This is a genomic window from Actinosynnema sp. NPDC059335 (assembly GCF_042752395.1).
Classification (GTDB): Bacteria; Actinomycetota; Actinomycetes; order Mycobacteriales; family Pseudonocardiaceae; genus Actinosynnema.
The window spans coordinates 71,861-79,731 of record NZ_JBHYXZ010000011.1 but is presented as its reverse complement, the minus strand read 5'-3'; the positions used below and the strand labels follow the sequence as shown (position 1 = coordinate 79,731).

The window sequence follows — 7,871 nt, the reverse complement described above, 5'->3', positions numbered from 1 at the left end:
GGTGTGGGACGGTGTGTCGTACCCCCCCCCCCCCCCCGCCCGCCCCCGGCGCCCCCCCCGCCCCCCGGGGGGGGGGGGGGCCCCCCCCCCCCCCCGCGACCGCGTCACCGGCGGCGGGCGATGATGCTGTAGGCGGAGATCTCGTTCTTCAGCACGGCGATGGACAGGTTCACGGCCATGACGCGCAGTTCCTCCAGGGCGCCCGTCACGCCCTCGGGGAAGTGGGTCTCCAGGTTGCTCCGGGTCTCCAGCAGCGAGCGGGCCACGTCGGTGTTCGACGGCAGCACCCTGATGTCCTCGACGGCGAAGCCGCCGGCTTCCAGCGCCCCGGTGACGTCGGCCGGTGTCTTGCGGTGCCGGCACGCCAGGCGGTCCACCCGATCGGGGATCGCCGAGGTGTACGTGTCGAGGTCCACGTTGTAGAGGTTGTCGGAGATGACCAGCAGCCCGCCGCCGCGGACGCGTGCCGACAGCCCCGCGACCGCCTCGCGCAGCACGTCCATCGGGAAGTGCGTGATCGCGCCGCGGACGACGGTCAGGTCGTACGGGTCGCCGGGGTCCGGCAGGAGCGCGACGTCGCGGGCGTTCGCCTGGTAGAGGTGGACGCGGCGGTCGTCGGCCAGGGCGCGGGCGCAGTGCTCCAGCTGCCGGCGGCTGATGTTGACGCCGTCCAGCCGCCGGGCGTCGGGGAACCGACGGGCCAGCGCGCGCAGGTCCGCGCCCCAGCCGCAGCCGAGGTCCAGGACCCGGCGCGGCGTGGGCGTCCGCCCGGTGAAACCGGCCAGTTCGAGTTGCCGGTCGAGGTGACGTCGTCCCGCCTCGTCGAGCGAGACCGGGCGCGGGGAGTCCGGGTGGTTGTAGACGCCCCACTGGAAGTGCAACTCGTCACCGATGACCTTGCGCCACTCTTCGGGGTCATCGGCGTAGACGGTGGCCACCTTGTCCTCATAGGGGTCGGTGCGCGGCCCGCGGACGACCTCGATGGGAAGGGACTGCAAGTCGGTCAGGGTCAAGGCCCGTCAATCCTTTCGCGATGCGGAGCCGGTGGTTGGGCGGATTGGGCTCCGCAGGGGATTGACAAGGTACTCAGGCACGGGGTAGCGCGCTCGGGCGTGACCGATCCCACCAACCGATCCGGTCGGCTTACCGACCGGATCGGTTGGTTGGTGCGTACCGTGGAAGCCATGGCACGAGCGTTGCGCCGGCAGACCGACGACCGGTTGCTCGACCGCGTGGCGGGGGTGTTCGCCCTCCACGGGTTCGACCACACGTCGCTGAAGGACCTGGCCGACGCGGTCGGCCTGTCGAAGGCCGGCCTGCTGCACCATTACCCGAGCAAGCAGGCCCTCTTCGACGCGGTCCGGGACGTGGGGCGCACGCACAGCAGGGAACTGCTGGAGCAGGCGGCCCGCACGCCCGCGGGCCCGACCCGCGACCGGCGGGCCGTGGAGCTGCTGGTCGACTTCGCGCTGGACCGCCCCGGCCTGATCGCGCTGGAATCGCGGGCGATCGGGGTGCTGGGCGCCGACGACGGCGACCGCACCCGCCTGGACGCCCTCTCCCAGCACGTGCTGGCGGTGTTCGGCGTGACGCAGGACGACGGCGACACCGAACGGCTCGTCCGGGTGGTCGGGATGCTCAGCGCGCTCGCCGTGCTGAGCCTGGCGGCCAACCACACGGGCGAGAAGACCGCGTGGCGGCCGCACATCATCGCCACCTGCCTCGACGCGCTCGGCCACCGCGCCCTCTCCCACCCCACCCACCCGGAGCCCTGATCCCCATGGCACGTCTGCTCTACCGACTCGGCTTCGGCGCGCACCGGCGCCGCCTGGTCGTCGTCCTGCTGTGGCTGCTGGTCCTCGGCGGCACGGCGCTCGGCGCGGTCACCCTGGCCGGGACGACGTCGAGTTCCTTCTCCATCCCCGGCCAGGAGTCCACCACCGCCCTGGACAAGATCGACCAGGAGTTCGGCGGCGGCGGGGGCGCGACCGCGCGGGTGGTCGTGCAGGCCCCGGAGGGCCGGAAGCTGACCTCCCCCGAACTCGCGCCAAAGCTCGCCGGGCTGGTCGACGAGCTGTCGAAGCTGCCCGGCGTCACGTCGGCCAGCAACCCGCTCGACCCGCAGGCGCCCACCGTGAACGCCGACCAGGACGTGGCCTACAGCACGGTCACCTACGAGGCCCCCGTGGGCGAGGTCACCGAGGAGCAGCGCACCGCGCTCTTCGACGCCGCCCGCGACGCCGGGCTGCCCGCCGAGGTGACCGGTGAGGCCACGCAGGCCCCGCCGCACGTCGGCGGACCCGCCGAGGTCATCGGTGTCGTCGTCGCCCTGCTGGTCCTCGCCATCACCTACGGCTCGCTCGTCCTGGCCGGCATGAACCTGCTGACCGCCGCCGTCGGCGTGGGCATCGGCGCGTTGGGCGTCACGATCGCCACCGGCTTCATGGACCTGCAGTCCACCACCCCGATCCTGGCCGCGATGCTGGGCCTGGCGGTCGGCATCGACTACGCCCTGTTCATCATCAACCGCTACCGGCACGAGCTGCGGCGCGGCCGGGACGTGGGCGACGCCATCGGCACCGCCGTGGGCACCGCGGGCTCCGCCGTGGTCACGGCCGGCCTGACCGTGGTCATCGCGCTGGCGGGCCTGGCCGTCGTCGGCATCCCGTTCCTGACCCAGATGGGTGTCGCCGCCGCGGTGACGATCGTGGTCGCCGTCCTCGTCGCGGTCACGCTGGTGCCCGCCGTGCTCGGCTACCTCGGCCGCCGGGTGCTGCCGCGCAAGGAGCGCACGGCCCCCGCGGGCGACGGGCCGGCGAACGCCGACACCGAGGCGGACGGGCGCGGCTTCTTCCGCGGCTGGATCGGCGCGGTCACCCGCAACCGGGTCGCGGCGCTGCTGCTCGCCGTCGTCGGCCTCGGCGTGATCGCCGTGCCGGTGACGGCGATGGAGACCACGCTGGTCCCGGCCCCGGCCGCCGACTCCACCCAGGCCCGCGCGGAGCGGGTGCTCGCCGAGGGCTTCGGCGAGGGGTTCAACGGCCCGCTGGTGGTGCTGTTCGAGGGCGACGGCGCCGCGGCCACCGCCGCCTCGACCGCCCCGACCATCCAGGGCCTCGACGACGTCGCGCTCGTCACGCCGCCCCGGCCCAACGCCGACGGCACGGCCGCCATGCTCACCGTGATCCCCGAGTCGGGCCCGGCCACGCAGGCGACCGAGCAGCTGGTCACCGACCTGCGGGACCGGCTGGCCGACGTGGAGGGCGCGACCACCTACGTCACCGGCGCGACCGCGGTCAGCGTGGACGTGGCGGTGGCGCTGGACGACGCCATGCCGGTCTACCTGGCGCTGGTCGTGGGCCTCGCCCTGGTGCTGCTGGTGCTCGTGTTCCGGTCGCTGCTGGTCCCGCTGGTCGGCGTGCTCGGCTTCCTGCTCACCATCGGGGCCTCGCTCGGCGCGACGGTGGCGGTGTTCCAGTGGGGCTGGCTGGCCGACGCGGTCAACCTCGACACGACCGGCCCGCTGCTCAGCCTGACCCCGATCCTGATGGTGGGCATCCTGTTCGGCCTGGCCATGGACTACCAGATCTTCCTGGTGTCCCGGATGCACGAGGCGCACCACCACGGCAAGGCCCCGGTCGACGCGATCGGCACCGGGTTCCGCCAGGCCGCGCCCGTGGTCGTGGCCGCCGCGCTGATCATGTTCTCGGTGTTCGCGGGCTTCGTGCCCGCGGGCGAGGGCCCGATGAAGTCCATCGCGTTCGCCCTGGCGATCGGCATCCTGTTCGACGCGTTCGTGGTCCGCATGGTCCTGGTGCCCGCGGCGCTGGCCCTGCTCGGCGAGAAGGCGTGGTGGCTGCCGAAGTGGCTGCGCCGGCTGCCGACCCTCGACGTGGAGGGCGCCGGGCTGGAGCAGGACCGCGAGGAGCGCAAGCACCTGGTCGACGCGACCGCGTGACCGCTCCCGCGTGACCGTCACCGGTCCGGCGTCGAACCCCCCGGCGCCGGACCGGTCCGCGTCACGCGGACTTCGCGAGCCACTCCTCGAACGTGGTGGGCGCGATGCGCGCGCCCTCGCCGGGCAGCAGCACGTTCCCGGCCATCTCCGGGCCGAACACCCCCGACCACGTCGGCACGAGCCGCACGTCCCGGCCACGCGCCCGGTGCGTGCGCCGCGCCATGTCGACCAGGTCCTGCGTCTCCGGGCCGGCGAGGTCGGCGTGGCGGCCGAGCGGCTCGCCGACCGCGACCTCGGCCAGCACGTCCGCCACGTCGGCCGGCGCGATCGGCTGCACGAGCAGCGGCGCGATCGTCGCGACGCCGTCCCGCTCGGTCCAGCCCGCGACCATCTCGGCGAAGTCGTGGAACTGGGTGGCCGGGACGATCGTCCACGGCACGGGACCCTCCTCGACCAGCCGTTCCTGCTCGCGCTTGCCCGCGTAGTGCACGTTGCCCTCGACGCGGTGGATGCCGACGATCGAGAGCAGCACGTGGTGCCGCACGCCCGCGCGCTCCTCGGCCGCCAGCAGGTTCCGGGTCGCCTCGGAGAACAGCGCCACGGTCTCCTCGCGCCGCGCCGTGGGCACGTTGACCGCGTCCACTACCGCGTCGACCCCCGCCAGGGCCTCGTCCAGCCCTGCGCCGGTGGACAGGTCCACGCCCAGCGAGCGGCTGATGCGCACGACCTCGTGCCCGTCGCGCTCCAGGGCGGCCACGGTGAGGGAGCCGATGTTGCCGGTGGCGCCGGCGACTGCGATGCGCATGACGTTCCTTTCCCTTGCCTCGGTACGCCGCCAACCTATCTCGGACAAAATTGATCCGCAATATCGCCGTTAGACTGGCCGGTGTGAAGCTGCCTGTGAGCACGGAGTGGGTACTGCACTGCGCGACGACCCTGGCGCAGCTCGAGCCGGGGTCCACCGCGTCGGCGGCCCAGCTCGCGGCGTACTACGACCTGCCCGCGCCCTACCTGGCCAAGCAGTTGCAGGCGCTCGTCCGGGCCGGCGTGCTGGCCGCGACCACCGGTCCCCGCGGCGGTTTCCGGCTCGCCCGGCCGGCGTCGGAGATCACGTTGTTGCAGGTGGTCGAGGCGGTGGACGGCGCGTCCTCGCCCTACGAGTGCCGCGAGATCCGGCAGCGGGGGCGCGGCGCGCTGCCGCCGCAGGACTGCCGGGACACGTGCCTGCTCGCCGCGAAGATGGCCGACGCGCACGACGCCTGGCGGCGCGCCCTCGCCGCCGACTCCCTCGCCGACGTCGTCGCCGCGCTGCCGCCGACCGCGCCGGCCCGCACCCGGTCGCTGCTCGCGTCGGCCGCGACCGCGCCGCGCCGGCCGTCCTGACCGTTCACCGCGGAGCCGGAGCCGACCGCGTGTCCCGGCCGGCGCCGGGAGCCGAGCGCGTCCCGCCGGCCGTCCTGGCCCTGGCCGGAGCCCAACGCGTCGGCGACGCCGGTCAGTCCGCGCCCCCGGCGAGCACGTCGCGGGCGAGCGCGGCGGACCCGTCGTCCACCTCCGGGAGGGCGAGCACCAGCTCGCACAGCGACGCCAGCACGGGGACCTCACGGGTCCGCCGCGCCCGCACCGCGGCGCGCATCCGGTGCACGACCAGTTCCGCGACATCGGGCCGGGTCGCGGGCTCCACCCAGGCGGTCGCCACGAGCGCCAGCCCCGCCGCCTCCGCCACCCAGTCCTCGGGGCCGTTCAGCAGGTCCGCCAGCAGCCCGCGGCGGCGCGAGGCGGGCCACGGCTCGTCCGCGCGGTGGTGCGCCAGGCCCAGGCACGCCCACACCTGCACGCCCCGCAACCACCGCTGCGGCGCGTGCCGCACCACGTCCCCGGTCGGCGCGGGCGGGTGCACGAGCACGCCGAGCAGGTCGTGCGGGTCGAGCGCGGACAGCACGACGGCGCGGTCGTAGGCGGCGGGCAGGGACGGCCAGCTCGTCGCCGCCACGGCCGGCACCGCCTTGACGGCCTCGGGCGACGGCGGCGGCACGGCGGGTCGGGCCGTCGTCCCGTCGTAGGCCCACACGACGTGCCGGACGTCGCCGACCGGCCGGCGCGGGTCCGGCTCCGGCACGTGGTCGACCGCCACCTCGGCCAGGGGGAACGCCAGCCGCAGCGCCAGCACGGCGCTCGGCGGCGCCGGCGTGGCCAGCGTCACCTCCGGCTCGACGTCGGCCGACGGCCCGTACTCCTGGAGCACGTCGCGCAGCAGGCCGACCAGGTCGTCGGCGGCCTCCGGCACGCCGCCCAGCCACGGGCGGCCTCGTGCGCGCCGGGCGAGCACGTCGGCGGCGTAGGAGTGCTCGGGGTGGTCGCGCAGGTGGTCGGCCAGGGCGACGAGGTGCCGCACGTCGTCGTCCAGGGCGTGCCGCAGGCCGAGCGCGGTCGCGAGGGCCTTCGGGTGCTCGGGGTTGGCGTCCACCACGCGCAGCGCCCACTCCAGCCCTTCGGCCGGCCGGCCCGTCGCCTCCAGCAGGTCGGCGATGTGGAGGAACAGGTCGTGGCCCTCGGGGGTGCGGGCCGCTTCCCGCCGCCAGACGGCTAACGCCTCCTCGGTGCGGCCGGCGGTGCGCAGCGCGTGGCCCTTCGCGACCGCCGCCTCGTGCGTCGGCTCCACGTCGAACGACCGCTGCGCCCACGCGATCGCCTCGTCGGCCGCGCCGAGGCGGCGGGCCAGGGTGGAGCCGCACCACAGCAGCATGGCGTGCTCGGGGTGGCGGGCGACGCAGCCGCGCAGCACCGCGAGCGCGGGCAGCAGCGGTGCGCGTTCGGCCTCCCCGACCGGGTCGGCCAACGGCTGCGCGCAGCGCGCCGCGGCGATCGCGGCGGCGTTGGGGTCGAGCAGGTCCGGCAGGTCGGGGCGGTGCAGCCAGGCGACGTCCAGCCAGGGGCGGTGCGGCTCGCGCGCGGCGACGGCGAACAGCTCCGGCACGGCCCGGTCCCAGCGGCCGGCCATCGCGCACACGTGCGCGTGGGCGGCGATCGTGCCGGTGGACGCCCGCTCGGGTCCGGGCTCGAAGTGCCGCAACGCCCGCACCGGCCCGCCCGCGCGGGCGACCAGCTCGGCGAGCGCCTCGTGGACGTCGGGCAGGCGCGGGTCGGCCGCCATCGCGTCGGCCAGCCGCCGCGCGGCGTGGCGCAGGTCGCCCTCGGCCAGGGCGAGCCGGGCGGCCGCGACCTCGCCCTCGGCGTCGAGCCGTTCGTCCGCGCGCCCCTCGGATCCGTCGTGTGCCATGGCCCCCCTCGGGTCGGGAGGCATCGTAACCGAGCGGATCGGCAGGTCAGGCGCGTGCCGAGGTCGGTCCACTGTGGATCGGCGCGGACTCGTCCGGTGGCCGTCGCGGGTTCCGTCGGACGGGTGATCCGAGTGCGGGCGGCGGTCACGGGTCCGGAGTGGACGGTGCGACGCGGGAGTGGCCGGCGCAACCCGGTGGCGGTACGGGCGCGGTGGCGTGTACCGTGGGTGACATCGGGGTCGTTCCACTTCTTCTTTTTCAGAACTCCGAATACCCCTCGCGCCACGCGGAGACCTCCGGACCGGCACCGCCGGCCGTGAGCACGCGTCGGGCGCGGAGAAAGTCGGAAAGCACATGTCAACCACGCAGCAAGCGCTGTTCAGCCACCCGGACACGTCCCGGCCCGAGGACGTGACCGCACCGCGCCGCGACGAGCAGCGCTCCTACACCGACCTGTTCCGCGAGCCGGTCGCCGTGCCGCCGCGCCACGCCGGCTCGGGTTCCTGACCTCGGGCGCGGGCCCCCCCCCCCCGGGGGGGGGGGGGGGGGCCCGGGGGGGAGGGCGCGGTGGACAACGGCGCCCCCCCCCGGGGCCCGGAGGGGGGGTCCCACCCCGCGGGGGGGGGGGGCCC

The 7,871-nt window shown here is 75.4% G+C and carries 7 protein-coding genes; 4 read left to right on the top strand and 3 right to left on the bottom strand.

All coding sequences use genetic code 11. The features are described 5' to 3' along the window. Window positions 1–104: 104 nt before the first annotated feature. Window positions 105–1,013: an SAM-dependent methyltransferase gene (locus ACFXGA_RS05720; protein ID WP_378084699.1), complete on the bottom strand. Its 909-nt coding sequence runs from the start codon at window positions 1,011–1,013 to the stop codon at window positions 105–107. 171 nt (window positions 1,014–1,184) lie between these two features. Here ACFXGA_RS05720 and ACFXGA_RS05715 point away from each other — a divergent pair, with 171 nt between their 5' ends. Both ACFXGA_RS05715 and ACFXGA_RS05710 read left to right on the top strand, forming a co-directional pair. Beyond that, on the top strand, window positions 1,185–1,775 hold the full coding sequence (locus ACFXGA_RS05715; RefSeq protein ID WP_378084698.1) for a TetR/AcrR family transcriptional regulator: 591 nt from the start codon (window positions 1,185–1,187) through the stop codon (window positions 1,773–1,775). 5 nt (window positions 1,776–1,780) lie between these two features. Beyond that, entirely contained in the window at window positions 1,781–3,958 is a 2,178-nt protein-coding gene (locus ACFXGA_RS05710; protein WP_378084697.1) for an MMPL family transporter, read from the top strand. Window positions 3,959–4,019: 61 nt separating this feature from the next. Here ACFXGA_RS05710 and ACFXGA_RS05705 read toward each other — a convergent pair whose 3' ends face one another. Beyond that, complete coding sequence (locus tag ACFXGA_RS05705; protein WP_378084696.1) at window positions 4,020–4,763, bottom strand: SDR family oxidoreductase; 744 nt, start codon at window positions 4,761–4,763, stop codon at window positions 4,020–4,022. A gap of 83 nt (window positions 4,764–4,846) precedes the next feature. On the opposite strand from ACFXGA_RS05705, the gene ACFXGA_RS05700 reads away from it, so the two are divergent. Continuing rightward, window positions 4,847–5,341, top strand: a complete 495-nt coding sequence (locus ACFXGA_RS05700) for an RrF2 family transcriptional regulator (protein ID WP_378084695.1) — start codon at window positions 4,847–4,849, stop codon at window positions 5,339–5,341. Window positions 5,342–5,453: 112 nt separating this feature from the next. On the opposite strand, the gene ACFXGA_RS05695 is transcribed toward ACFXGA_RS05700, so the two are convergent. Then, window positions 5,454–7,238 (bottom strand): tetratricopeptide repeat protein, encoded by a 1,785-nt coding sequence (locus tag ACFXGA_RS05695; RefSeq protein WP_378084694.1) that lies wholly within the window; start codon window positions 7,236–7,238, stop codon window positions 5,454–5,456. Window positions 7,239–7,593: 355 nt separating this feature from the next. Between ACFXGA_RS05695 and ACFXGA_RS05690 the strand changes: the two genes are divergently transcribed. Continuing rightward, window positions 7,594–7,746, top strand: coding sequence for a hypothetical protein (locus ACFXGA_RS05690; RefSeq protein WP_378084693.1), 153 nt, complete (start codon window positions 7,594–7,596; stop codon window positions 7,744–7,746). Window positions 7,747–7,871: the final 125 nt, after the last annotated feature.